The 20050-nt window shown below is 57.3% G+C and carries 17 protein-coding genes; 11 read left to right on the top strand and 6 right to left on the bottom strand.

The window, feature by feature from the left end:
* Nucleotides 1–18: 18 nt before the first annotated feature.
* From LOY43_RS14995 to LOY43_RS14980, 4 genes are all read right to left on the bottom strand, one after another.
* A complete protein-coding gene (locus LOY43_RS14995) occupies nt 19–534 on the bottom strand; it encodes a hypothetical protein (protein WP_093431292.1) in 516 nt (171 codons plus the stop codon).
* Nucleotides 531–1265: a hypothetical protein gene (locus LOY43_RS14990; protein ID WP_007914925.1), complete on the bottom strand. Its 735-nt coding sequence runs from the start codon at nt 1263–1265 to the stop codon at nt 531–533. Before LOY43_RS14990 ends, LOY43_RS14995 begins: the two co-directional genes overlap by 4 nt.
* Before the next feature lie 4 nt (nt 1266–1269).
* A complete protein-coding gene (locus tag LOY43_RS14985) occupies nt 1270–1767 on the bottom strand; it encodes a PAAR domain-containing protein (RefSeq protein WP_007914923.1) in 498 nt (165 codons plus the stop codon).
* A 338-nt stretch (nt 1768–2105) separates the two neighbouring features.
* Nucleotides 2106–3020 (bottom strand): LysR family transcriptional regulator, encoded by a 915-nt coding sequence (locus tag LOY43_RS14980; RefSeq protein ID WP_093431295.1) that lies wholly within the window; start codon nt 3018–3020, stop codon nt 2106–2108.
* A gap of 270 nt (nt 3021–3290) precedes the next feature.
* Here LOY43_RS14980 and LOY43_RS14975 point away from each other — a divergent pair, with 270 nt between their 5' ends.
* From LOY43_RS14975 to pgm, 4 genes are all read left to right on the top strand, one after another.
* Nucleotides 3291–4313, top strand: a complete 1023-nt coding sequence (locus tag LOY43_RS14975; protein WP_007914918.1) for a zinc-dependent alcohol dehydrogenase family protein — start codon at nt 3291–3293, stop codon at nt 4311–4313.
* Nucleotides 4314–4862: 549 nt separating this feature from the next.
* Nucleotides 4863–6329 carry a hypothetical protein gene (locus tag LOY43_RS14970; RefSeq protein ID WP_258708278.1) on the top strand — a complete coding sequence of 489 codons (1467 nt, stop codon included), beginning with the start codon at nt 4863–4865 and terminating at the stop codon, nt 6327–6329.
* Nucleotides 6330–6378: 49 nt separating this feature from the next.
* The gene (locus LOY43_RS14965) at nt 6379–7779 is read left to right on the top strand and encodes a PLP-dependent aminotransferase family protein (protein WP_095050843.1); all 1401 of its coding nucleotides are present in this window, start codon (nt 6379–6381) and stop codon (nt 7777–7779) included.
* Between the two features lie 105 nt (nt 7780–7884).
* On the top strand, nt 7885–9528 hold the full coding sequence (gene pgm, locus LOY43_RS14960; RefSeq protein ID WP_095126062.1) for a phosphoglucomutase (alpha-D-glucose-1,6-bisphosphate-dependent): 1644 nt from the start codon (nt 7885–7887) through the stop codon (nt 9526–9528).
* Nucleotides 9529–9600: 72 nt separating this feature from the next.
* Here the strand turns inward: pgm and LOY43_RS14955 are convergent, their stop codons facing one another.
* Nucleotides 9601–10296, bottom strand: coding sequence for a pirin family protein (locus tag LOY43_RS14955; RefSeq protein ID WP_258708277.1), 696 nt, complete (start codon nt 10294–10296; stop codon nt 9601–9603).
* A gap of 277 nt (nt 10297–10573) precedes the next feature.
* Between LOY43_RS14955 and LOY43_RS14950 the strand changes: the two genes are divergently transcribed.
* On the top strand, nt 10574–13048 hold the full coding sequence (locus tag LOY43_RS14950) for a UvrD-helicase domain-containing protein (RefSeq protein WP_258708276.1): 2475 nt from the start codon (nt 10574–10576) through the stop codon (nt 13046–13048).
* Between the two features lie 49 nt (nt 13049–13097).
* On the opposite strand, the gene LOY43_RS14945 is transcribed toward LOY43_RS14950, so the two are convergent.
* The gene (locus LOY43_RS14945; protein WP_025109621.1) at nt 13098–13370 is read right to left on the bottom strand and encodes a DUF1652 domain-containing protein; all 273 of its coding nucleotides are present in this window, start codon (nt 13368–13370) and stop codon (nt 13098–13100) included.
* Nucleotides 13371–13633: 263 nt separating this feature from the next.
* Between LOY43_RS14945 and LOY43_RS14940 the strand changes: the two genes are divergently transcribed.
* The 6 genes from LOY43_RS14940 (at nt 13634) to LOY43_RS14915 (ending at nt 19857) form a co-directional block, all read left to right on the top strand.
* Nucleotides 13634–14449: an AraC family transcriptional regulator gene (locus LOY43_RS14940; RefSeq protein ID WP_095049085.1), complete on the top strand. Its 816-nt coding sequence runs from the start codon at nt 13634–13636 to the stop codon at nt 14447–14449.
* A 52-nt stretch (nt 14450–14501) separates the two neighbouring features.
* A complete protein-coding gene (locus LOY43_RS14935; protein ID WP_095049084.1) occupies nt 14502–15908 on the top strand; it encodes an FAD-binding oxidoreductase in 1407 nt (468 codons plus the stop codon).
* A 42-nt stretch (nt 15909–15950) separates the two neighbouring features.
* Nucleotides 15951–16295: a cupin domain-containing protein gene (locus tag LOY43_RS14930; protein WP_034154173.1), complete on the top strand. Its 345-nt coding sequence runs from the start codon at nt 15951–15953 to the stop codon at nt 16293–16295.
* A 58-nt stretch (nt 16296–16353) separates the two neighbouring features.
* On the top strand, nt 16354–17439 hold the full coding sequence (locus LOY43_RS14925) for a polyamine ABC transporter substrate-binding protein (protein ID WP_258708275.1): 1086 nt from the start codon (nt 16354–16356) through the stop codon (nt 17437–17439).
* 456 nt (nt 17440–17895) lie between these two features.
* Nucleotides 17896–19341, top strand: a complete 1446-nt coding sequence (locus LOY43_RS14920) for a serralysin family metalloprotease (RefSeq protein WP_258708274.1) — start codon at nt 17896–17898, stop codon at nt 19339–19341.
* Nucleotides 19342–19434: 93 nt separating this feature from the next.
* Entirely contained in the window at nt 19435–19857 is a 423-nt protein-coding gene (locus LOY43_RS14915; protein ID WP_156685509.1) for an AprI/Inh family metalloprotease inhibitor, read from the top strand.
* The last annotated feature ends 193 nt before the right edge of the window (nt 19858–20050 follow it).

Here is a 20050-nt window from a genome sequence, read left to right as displayed (position 1 = left end):
AGGTTCAGCAAAGCGCGGCTATCTGAAGATCTGTTCAATCATGATCCTGGAGGGGATGAATAACGTATTCGTGTAATAGGCCTCATACCCATAGGCGGTTATGCGAACTTTGCACGGGATTGAAGTTTGCGACGTCAGCAACGGTTTGATGGCGTCGTAGTCATTCAAGTCGCGTTGCGTACCATCCGGATTGGTGTAGTAGAAGATCAGGTCGGAGGAAAACTTGTAATTGGGCCTGGCTTGACCGCTTGCGTTCACTCGCCCTTCAGCTTTTACCGCGATTGAATGCTCGGATGAGAACTCCATGTCGCGATTGAGAGAGCAGATCAGGGTAGGGTTGAGCTGGTTGGAGTTTTCGTAATCATTGAATGCGTTCTGCAAATCCACAGTGGAGTTGAAGTGTGCCGTGAACAGATTGGCGGGGCCGAGCTCAAACGACGATAGCGTGAGGTCGGCGGGCGGAATGCTGGCCGTTTTTACGCAGCCGGTGCAGAGTAGAACACCGAGGTATATGACCGCGCGGAAGCTGTTCATTGGCCGAAAATACCGTTGATTGAGTCAAAAATCAGATCGCAGGCGGACTTCGTCCCTTGCACAGGTTCTATAAACATCCAGTCAGCAGATGCATGGTGCCTATCAATGGTCTTGTTGATGGTCGGACCAGACTCGATCATCCAACGCTCCCCGAATTCTGCGACACCGTCAGATTGGTCAGGTGTACTGGCGTTGGCCCGGATGTTGATCCATGTTTCAGCGACAGGCGTTGGCTCCGAAAAATAGATGTCGGAACCCAGCCATACCAGGAATCCTTCACCCACTGGATCGAGTGTCACCAGATATTTGATGGTGTAACCGGCTTCGGAAAGAATCTGTGACAGATGTGCGCCGTTCCATCCGCCGAGGCTGTGGCCGACGATGTAAACCGGACAGGATTTGCTGGGAATGTTGTCGATGAAGTGAGTCTGGATATCGCCGGAACCCCTTGCATCCTTATAACTTTTAGGGAACCCCGTGTATTTCGCCGGCAGCTTGGCGCTGCCCGCAATTTTGCCGTCGAGCTGTTTTTTTGCGTCGTCGATATTGTGGAACGCGCCTTGAAAATAGTATTTCTCTTGGTCGGCAGCCCCACCAATGAAAAAAACGATCGCCTTCTTTACGGGAACGGGAGCCGTCTTTACCGACTGATCCTTCACGAGTGTTAACGTCGGCGTGACGGCCAGACTCGCGGTATTTCCATTGGGAAGCTGGATTTGCTCTGCCGGCATGTTTTCAATCTTCCAGAAATAGTTTGAAGGTTTCTGCCACGTGTGAACTCACGACGTGAGTGAACCCCAGCGAATCACTGGTGCCGTACTCGAAACTGCCGTCCGCGCGCTGAATCGCGTAGGCATGATTAGGCATGGGCTCACCGGTGCTTTCGTCGATCAATTTGATCTTGTCGCTGAAGTGCACCGGCATCGGCAGCAGACCGCTGAAAGGTGCCGAGACGAAGGTGTCGCCGATGATGACTGTTCCGGAACCGCCCACAACGATGTTGCCGTGTCCGCCCGTGCTGTCGATCGTCGCAGCATTCAAACCATTGATGAAAACGGTCGAGCTGACGCCTCCCGTGATCGGACTGCCACAAGCGGATTTGTCGGTCATCCGGGCGGCAGCAAGCCCGTCAAAGTTCACATTGGGCGAGCCACTGGCAATGGGATTCGTGCCATGTCCCGGAAGAGGGCAGCTAGTGGGGTCCGTGAGGCGTGCAGCAGGTTTTCCGCTCATGCGAAGTTCCGTTTCAAGAGGTCAGATCGGGCAGCCGTGATGAATAGCCGTATCGTAGAACAGCCAGGGCTGTTCGCTGGATCGACAGCCTTGGTGGTCGTAGTAATCGGGAATGGTGAGGATGTGGTGTCAGCTCTGCGAGACATTGACCCCATGTGCATCCGGACGGATGCGAGTGTTCGCCTTCAATCACACCGGTGGTGTTTGAAGAGGCGAGGGGCACAAGCGCTTGCATACGTGAAGTACGCATCAAATTTTACCGTCCCTGGAAATTTCGTTGCGAAGAATGCCGCAAGCTACGCTTGCGTTCAATAATATTCAGAACTGCCAGCGCGGATTCACAGGCTATCTGGATCGCCAAAGAACATCTGAATCCGCGACCGCAACCACCGCTCACCCGGATCATTATCCTGCGACCCACGCCACGCCATGTGCAGTTCAAATGTGCGCGTCGGCAACGGCGGATCTTCCGCCCGAACCCCACCAGCCGCCGTCAACGCGTCCGCCGTGTAATCCGGCACGGTCGCAACGATGTCAGTGCCCGCCAGCAACGTACTCAATCCGTTGAACTGCGGCACGGCCAGCACCACATGGCGTTTGCGCCCCAGTTTCTCGAGCTCTTCATCAATAAAGCCACTGAGATCGCCAGCAAACGACACCAGCGCATGCGGACGCGCGCAATAGTCGTCCAGGCTCAACGGGCCCGGCACGGTATCGGCGCGCAGCAATTTTGGCGCGCTGCGGCGCAGGACCTTGCGCTTGGCGTTGGCCGGCAGGTCTGTGGTGTAGCTGACGCCAATGGATATCTCGCCGGAGGCCAGCAGGCCCGGCATCAATATGTAATTGACGCGACGGATCACCAGCACGATTCCCGGTGCTTCCGCGCGCAGGCGTTTGAGCAGCATTGGCAGCAGGGCGAATTCGACGTCGTCGGACAGGCCAATGCGAAATACCGAGGTGCTGGTCGCCGGGTCGAATTCGGCCGCACGGCTGACGGCGGTCGAAATCGAATCGAGGGCCGGCGAGAGCAGGGCGAAGATTTCCACCGCTCGGGCGGACGGTTCCATGCTGCGCCCGGTGCGCACAAATAGCGGGTCATCGAACAGGCTGCGCAGGCGCGAAAGGGCCGCACTGATTGCCGGCTGACCGAGAAAGAGCTTTTCTGCCGCCCGGGTCACACTGCGTTCGTGCATCAATGTTTCGAATACGATCAACAGGTTCAGGTCGACACGACGCAGGTCATTACGATTCATCTGGAGTCCTGGCAGAGTCATCAAGCTTGACGAGAGCAGCCATATGAGAACAATGGCCGGCATGAATCTTACGGGGAAAGGCTGGTACTCTGCACCGGAAAATTCAGCTTGAGTGAGACGTTGGCAGCAGTTTTTTCATGGATTTTGCCAATGCCGCCCCTGGTGCGGAATCAATGACAGGCATGTCGACTATTAATAGCCACTGATAGTCTTGGGTCAAAAGCCCAGATAGAGTTCAGGGCATTAGAGGTTACTTTGACGAGGTTTGCGATGTCCCGCACGATCCGTTTTCACAAGTTTGGTCCGGCCGAGGTGCTCAAATGCGAAGAGCATGCGGCCGCTCAGCCAGGTCCTGGCGAAGTGCAGGTGCGTGTCGAGGCGATCGGCATCAGTTGGTACGACACCCTCTGGCGTCAGAACCTGGCTTCGTCCCAGGCACGTCTGCCATCGGGCCTCGGCCATGAAATGGCCGGTGTCGTCACTGCTGTCGGTGCCGATGTCGAGGACCTGTCCGTTGGTGACAAGGTTGCCAGTTTCCCGGCTGAAAGCCCGAACGACTACCCGGTTTACGGCGAGTCGATCGTACTGCCGCGTACCGCGCTGACCCGTTATCCGGATGTGCTCAGCCCGATCGAAGCCAGCGTGCACTACACGCCGCTGCTGATCGCCTACTTTGCCTACGCCGATCTGGCACGGGTCAAGCCGGGGCAGTTCGCACTGGTTACTGACGCCAGCCATTGCGCCGGTCCTTCGTTTGTCCAGTTGGGTAAGGCGATGGGCGTACGGGTGATTGCCGCGACCAAGGAAGCCGAGGAACGCGAGTACCTGCTGTCCCTTGGTGCGGAAAAGGTCATCGTCACCGAAGAGGAAGATCTGTTGATGCGAATCAACAAGATCACCGACAACCGTGGTGTCGACGTGGTGTTCGACGGTCTCGGCGGCCCGCAGATGTCGCTGTTGGGCGATGTGCTGGCGCCACGTGGCAGCCTGGTGTTATACGGCTTGCAAGGCGGCAACCAGACGCCGTTCCCGGCCTGCGCAGCGTTCCAGAAGAACATCCAGTTCTTTGTGCACTGCATCGGCAACTTCACCGGCAAACCGGAATTGGGCATCACTCAGGATCACGTCGCTTTGCAACGTGCCTTGCGTGACATCAACCAGTTGACCGCTGACCGCGTGCTGCTGCCGCTCAAGACGCGTGTATTTCCGTTCAACGAGTTCGTCGAAGCGCATCGTTACATGGACGAATGCCCATGCCGCGAACGGGTCGCTCTGCAGGTCGAACCGGCGTAAGCCCCTTTAATCAGAGTCCGTGGCCCCACGGACTCTTGTGCGTTTACCTTCCCCCTGAAAAACCGAGCTCCCTGGCGCTATGCCCGGGCCCGTTCAGCAACTGAACTGGTTTTTGCTCTCTATCTGTATCTTCTAATCACAATATAAGCCCTGATAATTGAATGATTACTTTCATCTCAAGGAATGAGCCATGTCTGTGCATTCAATTTGTCCTGTTCGATATAACGCGTCGAAAACCGTTGATCGCGGCAACTTCTGTTTAATTGTTGTAGGGCTATTCGGAAACTGCTTCTCTTTTTCTTGTGCTCACTTGGCGTGGGACCCTGTGGGAAATTTCCTAGGACTGCGTTCCGAAAAAAATATTCCAACAATTACAGTGGTTTGAGGCTGTTTTTGGACGACTGAAGGCGCTTTGTCAGTTCAAGTGTTTCAAATAACTTCAAACTTGTAAGTGTTAGCATCTGAACGTCTATTACTTATTGATCAATTGTCGCTTGGCTGATGTGTCAGTCTGCGCGGCATGAAACTTTTTATACCGGGTAAATACCGATGAGCACGATCCATGATCAGGCAATGAACTATGTCTACCAGCAAGTATTGCAACGTTTGCTGAGTTTCTTCTCGCGCGCAGAACGCACGGCGCTGCAGCTGCTGATCCAGCGACTGGCAGTGGCCGCCGGCGGCATGGAGAACATCGGTCATTTCAAGGTGCTGGTGAACCAGTCAGGGTCGCGCGACAGTTGTTACACGCTGGCGTTACTGCGGGCGGCGCAGTTGACCATCGCTGGCCGTTCACCCGCGACCTTTCAGTTGCGGGTGGCCAATCTGCGCTGGAACGGCAGCAGCCAGGTGTCCCTGCAAAACATGCATCGCAGCTACAGCGCACTGTTTCTGTATGACGATCCCCGGGTAGAACTGGTGATGGTCGACCACCGCGAGGTATTGCCGTTTGATCACCAGCTACCCATAAGCGAAGCCGGTCGCGAGGCCAACCGTATCAACCTGCTGCTGATCGGGCATCGCAGAACCTGGAATGAACCGCTTGAGCTATGGGATGACGCTTATCTGGCAACTGCCGAGTTCTATGGTCAGGTGGCCCGCTGGAACAATGGCGTCGATGCCATGGTCGGCAGTGAGTCCCCGCGTCGACAGAGCATCTTCCTCGAAGGGCTGGGGCGTGCCGCGCAGAAGGCTGAGATTGCCGCCCCACCGGTGAGTTCTTGCGGCTTTGAAATGCTGTTTACGCTGCTCGACGGGCTGGGTGGTGATTATTACCGTGAGTTTTATCCCGAAGAGGAGCGGGTGGCGTGGCGTCCGGAGGGGCAATTCGAGGCCTGTCGGCGTACCAGCTTTATCAGTATCAACGACATGATTGTCGGCAAACTCGAAGAGCGCTGGCCTTTGTTGAGTGATTTTCTGGGGTTTCAGGTTGACGATCTGACGCTTTATCAAGGTGATGACGAACACGTAGAGCCTAAGGTGGCTGCGCATTTACGAGGTTTGCAGGCGCAAATCATCGAGGAGCGAAACTATGAGGACGGCGTCGGTGATTACCTCAAAAGCAGCCTGATAACGATGCGGCAAAAACAGGTCCCTGAACCGGTATGCGAACAGTTGCTGGTCAGCTTCGACAATCTGCAGGAGCCCGGGAATCTGCGCGCCCAGGCGGAAAGCTCTCTGCTGGCCAGTTTTGAACTGAATGAAATCCAGCTGACGTGCCTGTTGTTTTCACCGTTCATTAATGCGGGGGCCGGACTTGAGCGATTCTTGCGCAATTGTCACCCCGGCATGTTGGTGGCATTGCCGGATCTGCACCGGGCGATGCAGGGCCTGCATGCGCCGGAACAGGTCATGAAATGGATGACGGATGTCAGTGGGCTGCCGGTCAGGTTGATTGTGCGTTTGTATGCAATGGGGCCGGTTCGTATGTCTGCGCCTGGAGAATCGGCCGCGCAAAGCCTCGATGCGGTTGACGCGGCGGCCGAGCCGACCGCTGATCGATCGGCGGAAGGTTGATCGTGAGCCGCTTGCCTGGAGATGAACCCATGCCCACGGATACGGGGTTGTGAAGGGGTCGAGGGAGAATGACTTCGTTTATCAGGCGGTTTATCGATACCTGACGCTGCTGATAGATGAGGCGGGGAACAGCGGGGCGGTGCGCCTGCCCTCACTCCGGCAATTGTCTGACCGGCTCAATGTGTCGATCTCGACCGTCCAGTACGCCTACTCGCTGCTGGAAAAGGAAGGTCGAGTTTATTCAATTGCCAAGTCCGGGTACTACGCGCAAGCGCTGCACATGATGGATTCGCCGGATAGCGGCAGTGATCTGCTGGAAACCGTTTACGTCAATGCCAGGCGCCCGGGCATGTGCGTGCTGAGCGCCGATGAGCCGGCCTCGCTACAGCCACTGGACAGCCCGTTATTGATGTTGGAGCGGGAACTGCTGCGTCAGTACCCACGTCAGCCACATGCGTTGGTGCAACCTTGTGGAGAGCTGGAGTTGCGCACGGTGCTGGCCGCCCGCTACACCTCATCCACGGCCAATTACTGGCGTGCGGATGACGTCTATATCGGCGCAGACCTGCGCGGTGTATTGGAAATTCTGATTTCCGTGCTTGAGTTGCGTCGGGCCACCGTGGTCGTCGAATCGCCCTGTGACTGGGTGATCCTGCGTCTGCTTGAGGCCGCCGAAGTACGGGTCATCGAGTTGCCGTTGCTCCCCGGGGGCATGATTGATCTTCAGCGGCTGGAGTCGGTGCTCAAGAGCGAGACGGTACGTTTGATGCTTTTGTCGTCAGTGCTGAGCATGCCCCGGGGCAGTCTTCTACCGCTGAGCAACCAGCAGGCAGTCGCGCATTTGCTTGGACGTCATGGTACCTGGGTGCTGGAAAACGATTGTTACAGCGAACTCCATGAAGGCAATGACGCGCAACGGATGCGCGACTGGCTGGACCCCGATCGTTTAGTGGTGTTTTCCACGTTCGAAAAGTTCGTCGGGGCCGAGGCGCCTTTCGGTTATGTGCTGTCGCGTCATTGGCGCAGTGAGTTGCAGCGGCATTTCCTGTTGCGCGCGTTTCGGTTGTCGCCGATTCGCCAGAAAGCCATTGCCAGGTTGTTGGGGGGCGGCCGACTGGATCAGCATTTATTGGTATTGCGGCGAATGCTCAAGGAGCGTCGTACGCAATTGATCGAATTGTTGCGCGAACGTCTTGGCGATGCGATGCAGGTTGTCGAGCCCGAGGGTGGCGCGACCGTGTGGGTACATTCTCTGCGACCAGTGAACATGGCGCAGGTCTTCCAGCGATTGCTCAGGCAGCAGATCGTTATTGCACCTGGCGAGCTATTCAGCCTGCAAAGCCTGCATGCGCACCATCTGCGGTTGAGCCCGCTGAGCCATGGTGACCATGACCTGGCCAGTGTGGTCGGGCTAATCGGTGACGCCTTGCGCCTTGCACCTGCTGACTAACGTTAAAAAACATCGGGAGAGTCCCGGATAGATCGCATCGCACTGCGGTCAAACTGCCAGTAAACTGCGCTCTATTCCTGAACCACTCTATTTCAGAGGTTTTGCATGACACTCAGTCCTTTTGCGGGCAAACCGGCACCGGCAGAATTGTTGGTCGATATCCCGCGACTGGTAACGGCTTACTACACTGGACAGCCCGACGCCTCGATTTCCACTCAGCGTGTGGCGTTCGGTACGTCCGGGCACCGGGGCAGCTCGTTCGACTTGAGTTTCAACGAGTGGCACGTTCTGGCCATCAGCCAGGCGATCTGTCTGTACCGCGAAGCCCAAGGGATCACCGGGCCGCTGTTTGTCGGCATCGACACCCACGCATTGTCGACTCCGGCCGGCGCCAGCGCGCTGGAAGTCCTGGCCGCCAACGGTGTGACCGTGATGATTGCCGAAGGTGATGAGTACACGCCGACACCCGCCATTTCCCACGCCATTCTGTGCTACAACCGTGGCCGTACTTCGGGCCTGGCTGACGGCATCGTCATCACGCCGTCGCACAATCCGCCACAAAGCGGTGGCTACAAGTACAACCCAACCAACGGCGGGCCGGCCGATACCCACATCACCAAGTGGATCGAAGCCAAAGCCAATGAATTGCTGGCCAACAAGCTGGCCGGTGTGAAGCGCATCAGCTACGAGCAGGCGCTCAAGGCCAGCACCACGCATCGTCACGACTACGTGAACACCTACGTCGCCGACCTGATCAACGTGATTGACTTCGACGCCATCCGTGACGCCAAGCTGCGTCTGGGCGTTGATCCGCTGGGTGGAGCAGGGGTGCGCTACTGGTCGGCGATTGCCGAGCATTACCGCCTCGATCTGCAAGTGGTGAACAAGGAAGTCGACGCGACGTTCCGTTTCATGACCGTCGACTGGGATGGCCAGATTCGCATGGACCCGTCGTCCAGCCACGCGATGCAAGGCCTGATCGGTCTCAAAGAACGTTTCGACGTGGCCTTCGCTTGCGACCCGGATCACGATCGCCACGGTATCGTCACGCCGTCCGGTGGGCTGCTTGCGCCGAACAACTATCTGGCCGTATCGATCGATTACCTGTTCCAGAACCGCCCGCAATGGCGTGCGGATGCCGGCGTGGGTAAAACCGTGGTCAGCAGCGGTCTGATCGATCGCGTGGCCAAGCGCTTGGGGCGTCGTCTGTACGAAGTTCCGGTCGGTTTCAAATGGTTCGCCGACGGCCTGTTCGATGGTTCGCTCGGCTTCGGTGGCGAAGAGAGCGCAGGCGCATCGTTCCTGCGCAAGGACGGTGGCGTGTGGAGCACCGACAAGGACGGTCTGATCCCTGCGTTGCTCGCCGCTGAAATGACCGCACGCACCGGTCGCGATCCGAGCCAGGCCTACAAGGCTTTGACCGATGAGCTGGGCGAGCCGTTCTCGGTACGTGTCGACGCCAAGGCCAATCCGGAGCAGAAAGCGTTGCTGAGCAAGTTGTCGCCTGCACAGGTCACTTCGACCGAACTGGCTGGCGAGAAGATCCAGAGCATTCTCAGCCATGCACCGGGCAACGATCAGGCGATTGGCGGTCTGAAAGTGATGACGGAAAATGGCTGGTTCGCCGCGCGTCCGTCGGGCACTGAAGACATCTACAAGATCTACGCCGAAAGCTTCATCGGTGACGACCACCTCAAGCAATTGGTCGTCGAAGCGCAGGCGCTGGTGGATGGCGCAATCGCAGGCTGATGATGTTGGCGAGCGCATGAAAAAAGGGGCAACCGTGATGGTTGCCCCTTTTTTTGCCTGCCATTCAAGCCATCAGGCCAGATCCACCAGGACGATTTCGCTGTCCTCAAGGGCCGTAACGCTCAGCACCCGTTCCTGCGCTACCGCCACGCCGTCTCGAGCTTGTGCGCGCAAGCCGTTGACTTCAATCAGGCCAGTGGCCGGCACCAGATAGGCGCGACGGCCTGCATCCAGATGATATTCGGCAGTTTCGCCCGCCTTGAGGTTGGCTGCGACCAATCGCGCATCAGCGCGAATCCGCAGGCTCTGGTCATCGCCGTCCTTGCCGCTGGCCAAGGTGACAAAACCTTCGCGCTGGCCTTTCGGGAACGGTTTGGCACCCCAGGAGGGCGGTGCGCCGGTTTCCGTTGGCAGGATCCAGATCTGGAAGATCTTGGTGTCCTTGGCTTCCAGGTTGTATTCGCTGTGAGCGATGCCGGTACCCGCGCTCATTACCTGCACGTCGCCAGCTTCGGTGCGGCCCTTGTTGCCCAGGTTGTCCTGGTGAGTGATAGCACCTTCACGAACATACGTGATGATTTCCATGTCGCGATGCGGATGCTGGGGAAAGCCAGTGCCGGCTGCGATCACGTCATCGTTCCACACCCGCAGGTTGCCCCAGCTCATGCGCTGCGGGTCGTAGTACTCGGCGAACGAAAAGTGGTGATGGGCATCCAGCCAGCCGTGATGGGCGCCGCCCAGCGAGCTGAAGGGTCTGAGTTCAAGCATGATCGTCTCCTCAAAAGGTTCGACGCGAGGTGTGAAGGGCGCACCCGACGCGGGACCGGTGGTTTATGACGGCCATCATCTATCAGTCAATAATCGATAAAAAGCGTAAAAAGTGCGGCGTTATAATCGAAGTACTCGATAAGAAAATAGTTGTGAAGCATCTCATCCCACCTTCAGTTCATCGCCTAAACCAATGACCTGAAAGCATTTCGCTAGAACTGAGCGGCAAATACAGACACCATAGCCGCAACAGCCTCACACACTGGAGCCCGTCAGCGTGGCGCAACACACCCCCGATCTTCCTCCCGAACTTCGCCCCTTGGCCGAGATGCCATGGTTCAAACGCCTGGCTGCACGCTTCTTCGGCCACGGTTTGACCCGACTGCGCGCGCAGCACCGTGCGTCGTGGTTGCACGGTCAGGCCGATGGTTTCCGCAGTGGCCATACCGCTGGCGTCGAATATGGCTTTAAGGAAGGCAAGCTTGAGGGGCTGGAAGAGGGCCGGCAGGTGCTGCTGATCCGTGACAGTCGCAACACCGAGCATCGCCCGCCCAACGTCGACAATCATCTGTTCGATGATTGGCGCCTGCCGTTGACGGCCGAGCTGAAAAAACGCATGAAGGCCGATGTTGCCCGTTTGTTGCCTGAGCATGCTCAGCCAAGTACCGCGCAATGGAAGATGATTTTCAGCGAAACCCCGTCAACCTCAGTGGTTGCCGGCGCGGGCGCGGGTAAGTCCACCACGCTGGTTCTGCGTATTCTGTTGCTCAACCACTATCTGGGTTTTGAGCTGGATTCGATGACCGTAGTGACCTTCACCCGCGAGTCGCGCAAGGATTTCATCAACAAACTGATCGAGCTGTTCGCGCTCTGGGGGCACGCGCTGAACCTGCGCCAGGCACGCGAACTGGTGCGTACCTTCCACTCGCGCATTCTGCCGATGGTGCGCAGCTTGCCGGGTTTCGAGCGCTTGCAGGCCTTTGAAAACCTCAGTCATCGAGTTCAGGGTGCTGAGGAGGAGGTCGACAGTAATCCGTTCGACCTGCGCATCAACGATGCGCAACGTCAGCAACTCAACGCCTGCTATCACCGCTTGTTCAACGAGGACGAGCGTTTTCGACATCTGATTCGGCCACTGTCGCGCGCGGGTTTGCAGCTCAAGGAGCTGGAGCGTGATCACCCGGATGTGCAGAAGCGCGTCGCGGTAACGGAGCTGGCATCCCGGCGCGACGAAGAGCTGTGCGACGCCATCGAAGATCTGTGGTTCCGCGCGGGTGCTTGGCCGATCAAGGGCATTGAGCCGAATCGGCAGAGTTTCGATATCAACGGCGCGAAATTTCATTGTCATGGTTACATTCCGAGCCTGGATGCGTGGGTGGTGCTCGGTTTCGATCCGCGGGAAAACCCGCAGGTCAGTCGGCCAAACGCCAAGCTCAGCGTGCGCGCAGAGTGGGCAGTCAAGCGCACCCTGTTTCAAGCTTTCTGTCGTAAGCCTTTGATTTGGCTTGATAGTTATGAGTCATCAAAACGTGTTCTGGCTACTTTGGCAGGCGATGCCAGTGCCGGGCCGGGCTTCGATTACAAGGTCAAGGGTGAGCTGGCTTCCGCGCCATTGCTCGACTGTTTTGTGGCGGCGGCAGGCTTCATCGAGAACCTCGGCCTGGATGTGCCTGACGCGGTCGGTCGCATGAGTTTCGCCAAGGACGACCCGGATCGTTTCTTCTTTGAAGCCTTGAGTCTGTTCTGGCGCGCCTTTGAAGATCATTTGCTCGATCAGAAACCGCCGATCATGACCTACAACCGCATGTTCGCGCTGTTCAGCGAGCATTCGCCGGAGAACCTCAAGCTGTTGAGCGACGAGTTACTCAGGCCGTTGTCGCACTTGATGATCGACGAATTTCAGGACGTTTCGCCACAGATCGTCTCGTGGATTCGCGCAAGTCTGACGGAAATCCGCAGTCGTGGCCCGGCCATGCACGTCGGGCGGGGCGCGCAGCGTTCGTCGTTGCTGTGCGTCGGTGATGACTGGCAGTCGATTTACGGTTGGCGCGGCAGTTCGCCGAGTTATTTCATGGCGTTCGACAAGGAGTTCCCGTCGCCGAGCACTACGCGGGTAATGCTCAGTGATAACTACCGCAGTCACCAGCACATCATTGATGCCGCTGAACATATCGTTCGCGCGGCACCGGCGATCCCGGGCAAAAAAGCCAAGGCCAGCGGCGCACCCAAGCCGTTGCAACCGGTCAATGTGCTGGAGCGCGACGATCAGGGCTTGGGCCAGCGCCTTGCCGAACATTATCGTCAAGGTCACTCAATCTTGATGCTTTATCGAAAAAGCAGCGATAAGTTATTGATAGAAGAGCATATTCAGTCTGTAGTTAATGTTGATTCGAGCTTGCCGTACGAAGCGCGACGCCTGAAGCAACTGACCTACCACAGCGCCAAAGGCCTGCAGGCTGACGCGGTGTTTCTGCTCGGCGATTGCCAGCATCTGACCAGTTCGCCCTACAAGAATCAGGTCTATCGCATGGCGGGCCTAGGCAAGTCGGGCGACAGCGAGCCCTACGACACGGCGCAAAAAGACGAAATCCTGCGCTTGGCGTATGTCGGCATCACGCGGGCGGTCAGCCATTGCTACTGGTATGTCGAACCGCAGGAAGCGCAAGCGGTGAACATGCCCCGGGCGTCCGACCGGGTGGCCAAAGGCAAACCGTTCTTCGTTGATCACCGCGCCGCCAAGCAAACCGCGTAAGCACAAAAAAGCCCGCATCGCTGCTGGCTTTTCGTTTTAAATCATAAACTTATGCGTAACTCTTGAGAGACTCCGGAGGAATGAACGCTTCCAGCTCGTCCTCCACAGCCTCGATGATTCGCTCGACATCCGCTGCATTCATCACCGTCGCGCACGGGATCCCGGCGATAGCGATCATGGTTTCGCCGCTGGCACGATCGAACAGTCGGGCGATCATACTGCCCGGTGCGTCCATCGTTGCCTCGAAACCCATCGGATGGAAATGCCAGCGCATCAACTGGCATGCGTTGGGAAACGTGACTTTGCTTGACCCTTTATTCATATGTTGCCCGCCTTCTTCATCGAGCGCTTCCGTTTGCTCATGTTAGGTGGGAAGAGCCTTCATTGGCTCAACCGGTGACTGACATTAAAAGTAGCATCCGCATGTGAAATTCCTGTGAGATTTTTCAGTTCATTTTGCGATTGCTTCGCATTTTTTGATGTAAGTCACGGCCTACGCAATCATCGCCAGAACGCCACTATGGATTAGTCATTGAAGCCTGTGGCGAACTTGGGCAAGCTCGGGTTTTTTGTGCCGAGCCCTTTATGCACGCCGACGACGACGGCCCTGAACAGACCCAAGCCACGGCTGCAACGGTCATGCGCTATCACCTGAGCTGGAAACACCGCGACCTCGACAGCGTCATGGCGCTGTACCACCCGGACATTCAGTACAACGATTTCTTCCAGAACCGGGTGCTCGGCCTCAACGAGTTACGCGAGTACGTGCGCGTCAGCATGCCGCGAGAATCCGACGAACTGCTTGAGCATTGCGACCGCATTCGCGTCGACGGCAACACCGCATTCATCCAATACGAAGTGACCTTGCGCGGCGGCGACGGTCTGGTGTCGTTTCGCTCCAGCGAGGCGCTCACGGTCAGGGACGGGCTGATCTGGCGCGTCAACGAATACGCTTCGCTGGTGCGCACGCAAACTGCTGGCAAGGCCTCGTCAAGTCAGCGCCCGGCAGTCAGTCGCCTGGGCTTGTCGCCGCGTCAGTTGAGCTTTATGGCCGAAGACCTGCAGCAGTATTTCGAAAAGCAACAGCCGTATCTTGATCCCGAACTCGATTTGCAGCGGGTGGCGAAGGAGTGCGGGTACAGCCGCAATCAGATTTCCTATCTGCTCAACCAGGTGCTCGGGCAAAGTTTCTATCGCTACGTCAATCAGGCGCGCCTGCAACATCTGCTGCGCTCGCTCGATAACGCCGCGCCGCCGGTGCGCATCGATGAACTGGCTTTCGCTGCGGGTTTCAATTCGTTATCGGCGTTCTACAGCTGTTTCCGTCAGCACACCGGTCAGTCGCCCAAGGCTTACGCGAAACAAATTTCTTTGCGGGCACGCGCGCAAGACATCCACTGAGCACAGCCACTAGGATCGACGCCATCGAAGGTTTTCAGTGGCGGAGTCTTGCATGCCGGCGTGGCGCACTATCAGTTTGTGGATGGACCAACTCGATGAGCCGCTGACCGCGCGGCCCGAGCTTGAGCGTGATCTGGACGTCGACGTGGCGATCATCGGCGCCGGTTACACGGGCCTGTGGACCGCGTACTACCTGAAGAAACTCGCGCCGGGACTCGACATCGCGATTGTCGAAGCACAGACCGCCGGTTTCGGCGCTTCCGGTCGCAATGGCGGCTGGTTGATGGGCAACCTGCTCGGCGAAGATCGGTTGTTGGCCGGCCTCTCGCCGGAACAGCGCCGCGCTTCCTTTGATCTGCTGCACAGCATTCCCGATGAAGTGGAAGTCGTCCTCGAACGCGAAGGCATCGATTGCGATTACCGCAAGGGCGGCGTGTTGTACTGCGCGGCGCGTTATCCGGAACAAGAAGCCTCTCTGCGCGAGTACTTGGGCAAACTGCACGCCCAAGGCCTGACCGACGACGATTATCGTTGGCTCAGCCCCGAGCAACTGGCGCAGCAGATCCGCGTCGCCAAGCCTTATGGCGGGATTTACGCGCCGCACGTGGCGACCATCCACCCGGCGAAACTGGTACGCGGCCTGGCGCGCACCGTGCAGAGCATGGGCGTGAAGATCTACGAAAACAGCCCGGTTACCCATTGGCAGTCGGGCAGTCTACGCACAGCGAAAGCCAGCGTGCGCAGTCGCTGGATCGTGCCAGCCGTCGAAGGTTATTCGGTGACCTTGCCACCGCTGGGCCGCTATCAGCTACCGGTGCAAAGCCTGATTGTCGCCACCGAGCCATTGTCTGCCGCGACTTGGGACGAAATTGGCCTCAGCCGGGGTCAGGCGTTCAGCGAATTCAGCCGTCAGGTCACTTATGGCCAGCGCAGCGCCGACAATCGGCTGATCTTCGGCGCCCGTGGCGGTTACCAGTTCGCTGGCAAGCTGCGCCATAACTTTGATCTGACTCGTGATGAAGTCGAGTTGCGCCGTTATCTGTTCGGCGAACTGTTCCCGCAGCTGAAAAACGTGCAGATCACCCACGCCTGGGGCGGCAACCTCGGGATGTCCCGGCACTTCAAACCGCACATGCTTTGCGATCGCGCCAATGGCATCGCGCTGTCCGGCGGTTATGGCGGGGAGGGCGTCGGCGCGAGCAATCTCGGCGGGCGCACCCTGGCGGACTTGATTCTTGAGCGCGACAGCGAACTGACCCAGCAACCGTGGGTGCTGCCGGATGGTGGCATTCATGCGCTGCGCGCGTGGGAGCCGGAGCCATGCCGCTGGTTGGGCTACAACGCGATCATCAAAAGTTTCGTCCACGAAGACCAGACCCTGGCCAACCCGGCGACCGCGCCTTGGCGGCGCAAACTCGCCAGCCAAGTGGCGGGTTTCATGGAAGGCTTCATGCATTGAACGTCGATTTACTTTAAGAAAGCCCAAAAGACAGGTCAGACCATGAGCATTACCCAGTTCAAAAACACCGCGACATTGCAACTTGACGAGTCCAACCCGGTGGCCGTGCCCCTCGGCGAGCCGGTGGCGATTGCTTCGACCACCAGCGTCGAGCGCGATGACGGCGTCGAAACCGGCGTCTGGGAATGCACGCCCGGGCGCTGGCGTCGGCAAATCACCGCGCAAGAGTTCTGCCATTTCATTTCCGGGCGCTGCACGTTCACCCCCGACGGTGGCGGCGAAACCCTGCACATACAAGGTGGCGACGCACTGATGTTGCCGGCCAACACGCTCGGTGTCTGGGATATCCAGGAAACCGTGCGCAAGAGCTACGTGCTGATTTTCTGATTGTTTGATCCTTTGATTGCCTGCCAACAAAAAAGAAAACCCACACAGGAATCGATCCATGATCCGCAAGACCCTCGCTCTGGCACCGCTGATGCTTGCTGTTTCCCTTGCTCAGGCAGCGGAAACGGTCAAGGTTTACAACTGGTCCGACTACATTGCGCCGGACACCACCAAGAACTTCGAAAAAGAGACGGGCATGGGGGTCACCTATGACGTCTACGACAGCAACGAAACCCTCGACGGCAAGTTGATGACCGGTAAATCTGGTTACGACGTGGTGTTTCCGTCCAACCACTTTATGGCCCGGCAGATTCAGGGCGGGGCGCTGAAGAAGCTCGACAAGAGTCAGTTGCCGAACTGGAAGAACCTCAATCCGGTGCTGCTCAAAGCGCTGCAGACCAATGACCCGAACAACGAACACGGCTTCCCCTATCTGTGGGGCAGCACCGGCATCGGCTACAACATCGCCAAGGTCAAAGCCGTGCTGGGCGACAACGCACCCGTGGACTCCTGGGACCTGATCTTCAAGCCCGAGTACATGGAAAAACTGCAGAAGTGCGGTGTGGCGATCCTCGACAACGGCCCGGAATTGCTGCCGGCGGCGCTCAACTACCTGGGTCTGCCACACCACAGCAAAAATCCCGAGGACTATAAAAAAGCCGAAGCGCTACTGATGAAAGTCCGGCCTTACGTCAGCTATTTCCACTCCTCGAAATACACCAGCGACCTGGCCAACGGCGACATCTGCGTGGCGGTCGGTTTCTCCGGCGACATCCTGCAGGCCGAGAACCGCGCCAAAGAAGCGAAAAATGGCGTCGACATTGGCTACGCAATTCCCAAGGAAGGCGCGGCGATCTGGTTTGACATGGTCGCCATGCCTGTCGATGCGCCGGACGAGAAGGCCGGTTATGCGTTCATGAACTACCTGCTGCGCCCGGACGTAATGGCCGGCATCAGCAACTATGTGCACTACGCCAATGGCAATGAGCAGGCGGACAGCCTGATCGACCCGGCGATCAAGAACGACACCAAGGTTTACCCGAGCCCGGAGATGATGGGCAAACTGTTTGCGCTGGAGGCGATGCCGTTGAACATTGACCGGATCCGCACGCGGGTGTGGAACAAGATCCGCACGGGTAGCTGACCCGCTTTTCCCCTGTAGGAGCTGCCGCAGGCTGCGATCTTTTGATCTTGCTTTTGAAAGGCAAAGGCAAAAGATCGCAGCCTCGTTTCACTCGTCAGCTCCTACACTTTGGGCGAGCAATCTGGTTGATATCAATACACTGGCATTGCACTAATAAAGTGCAGAAAAGTGAGACGCGCCTAACAAAAAACAACTTACCCATATTTAATATTTAAATAGAAAATCGTCAGACAATTAGGCAAAAGCTTCGCAACTAAAACATTCTTCCACCTCCGCACGCTTTGTTTACGGCAGTTTTACGAAACAGCCCGATTTGATCTCAAAAAAATCCTTTACGGCAGATTTCAAATTGTGTCAGGTTTCTTACGCCTTCATTGGGCGAGTGATAGGACGATCTCGCCAGAGAGAGTCCTATCGGACAAAAACTGTTCCATTGCTAAACAAGGAAGTGTGTTTATGTCGAAAGTTAAAACGAATGCTATTGATACCGCCGAACAGGCTTTCCAGCTGTCAGCCTTCAGCTCGGCGTACAACCAGATCAATAGCTTCAGCCATCAATACGATCGTGGCGGCAACCTCACGGTCAATGGCAAACCCTCCTTTTCCGTCGATCAGGCCGCAACCCAGTTGCTGCGCGACGGCGCTGCCTACCAGGACAAGGACGGCAGCGGCAAGATCGAACTCACCTATACGTTCCTGACCTCGGCATCGTCCAGCACGATGAACAAGCATGGGATCACTGGGTTCAGTCAATTCAGTGCGCAACAACAAGCCCAAGCCAAGCTCGCCATGCAATCCTGGGCTGACGTGGCCAACGTGACCTTCACCGAGAAAGCCTCGGGCGGTGACGGCCACATGACCTTCGGTAACTACAGCGGTGGCCAGGATGGCGCTGCAGCGTTCGCTTATCTGCCAGGTACCGGCGCCGGTTATGACGGCACCTCGTGGTACCTGATCAACAGTGGCTACACGCAGAACAAGAATCCGGATCTGAACAACTACGGTCGTCAGACCCTGACTCACGAGATCGGCCACAGCCTGGGCCTCGCTCACCCTGGTGACTACAACGCCGGGAATGGCAATCCGACTTACAACGACGCGTCCTACGGCCAAGACACCCGCGGCTACAGCGTCATGAGCTACTGGAGCGAAAGCAACACCAGTCAGAACTTCAGCAAGGGCGGTGTCGAAGCGTATTCGTCCGGCCCGCTGATGGACGATATCGCTGCCATCCAGAAGCTCTACGGTGCCAACACCACCACCCGTACCGGTGACACCACCTACGGCTTCAACTCCAACACTGGCCGTGATTTCCTCAGCACTTCGTCGTCGAGTGACAAAGTGGTGTTCTCGGTGTGGGACGCGGGCGGCAAGGACACGCTGGACTTCTCGGGCTTCACCCAGAACCAGAAGATCAACCTCAAAGACGCCTCGTTCTCCGACGTTGGCGGCATGGTGGGTAACGTATCCATCGCCAAAGGCGCGATCATCGAGAACGCTATCGGTGGTTCCGGCAACGATCTGTTGATCGGCAATAGCGTGGCCAACGAACTCAAGGGCGGTGCCGGCAACGACATCCTCTGGGGTGGCGGTGGTGCTGACAAGCTGTGGGGCGGTGCCGGTTCGGACACGTTTGTGTTCGCTGCCAGCTCTGACTCCAAGCCAGGTGCGATCGATCAGATCCTCGATTTCGTCAGCGGCCTGGACAAAATCGACCTGACCGGTATCACCAACGGTGCCGGCCTGCACTTCGTCAGCAGCTTCACCGGTTCTGCCGGCGACGCCATCCTGACTTCGTCGGGTGGCAATAGCCTGCTGTCGGTGGACTTCTCCGGGCACGGCGTGGCGGACTTCCAGGTCAGCACCGTTGGCCAGGCAGCGACCAGCGACATCGTGGCGTGATGTAGAAGTGGAAAGCGGCGTGTGATACGTCGCTTTCTCCACTTGCATCGTGTTGCTCTGTAAGCAAGGCTACACGCCGGAGCGAATATTCCTATGATCTGTAAAGCTTTTACCTACAAGGCAATGGCGTGGCTCTCGGCGGCGCTCATCATGATTTCAGGAGAAACCGGTATGGCAAGCAGCCTCAGACTTGAAGAACCCTCGGTGTTTGCGGGGCAGTGGCAAGCGACATTGTCAGAGCGTTCTGATGATGCAAAAGCGCAAAAGCACCAGGACAAGCCTTCGAACACGTGCATCGTCGAATTGCAGGCAAACAAAACCTTGAGCAAAGGTGCTGACTGCCTCGGAGCATGGCTTGAAGCAACCCCGATCGGCTGGTTTCCCGATCCGGACGGCCTGTCGATCACCGGCGAGGAAGGTTCAAGAATCCAGTTTTTCAGTCGACAACGTGACGGGTTTTATCAGACTACTTTGAAGTCTGGCTTGATGATTACCCTTGAGCGCGTGGCGCAATAACCTTGATTATCCAGAACGCGACAAAGTTTTAATATAAAGCGCCACGCTATGGTTATAAGCAGCGCGGACTGACAACTGCACCGCAATTAATTACGCAAGTTGTTATGAAAGTGTAAGCGGGTACTTGCAAGTCATCTTTCGCAGGTAAGCGGAACATTAATTGAAGGCTCGCCCAAGTGCGGCGGGACCCATC

Origin of the sequence: Pseudomonas sp. B21-041 (assembly GCF_024748675.1) — a bacterium.
Classification (GTDB): Bacteria; Pseudomonadota; Gammaproteobacteria; order Pseudomonadales; family Pseudomonadaceae; genus Aquipseudomonas; species Aquipseudomonas neuropathica.
Note: the sequence above shows the minus strand (reverse complement) of the source record. Positions and strands in the feature narration are given on the sequence as shown.